Origin of the sequence: Colwellia marinimaniae (assembly GCF_002207865.1) — a bacterium.
Lineage (GTDB): Bacteria > Pseudomonadota > Gammaproteobacteria > Enterobacterales > Alteromonadaceae > Colwellia > Colwellia marinimaniae.
On sequence record NZ_BDQM01000210.1, the window covers coordinates 1 to 281 of the forward strand.

At 58.7% G+C, this 281-nt stretch carries 1 protein-coding gene; it reads right to left on the reverse strand.

Annotation, left to right across the window (positions count from 1 at the left end; translation table 11 throughout):
* A partial coding sequence (locus MTCD1_RS23580) for a DUF2505 domain-containing protein (protein ID WP_088569010.1) occupies positions 1–281 on the reverse strand: 281 nt, incomplete at both ends.

Sequence of the window (281 nt, forward strand, 5' to 3'; positions counted from 1 at the left end):
GTTAAATGCCTGAGTGATGTGAGGAGCTGCGGCTTTTTCGAGTTTCTTACCAACTAAAGGCACCGACACTGTGAAGGTTCCGGTATAGATAACCTCAGTTCCGGTGGCGTCGGGGCGCACTGATGCGTGTCCATCCGCTTTCGCAGGCATGCCTTGAGGGACGATCTGGAGGGTACCCTCGCGTGATCCGTTGGGGCCGGCCGGTTGCCACGACAGCGTCTGCTTGGCGGTCAGAGTCGAACCGACGAACGTGGTGATCTGGCTGGGGGCTGGCATAGCTA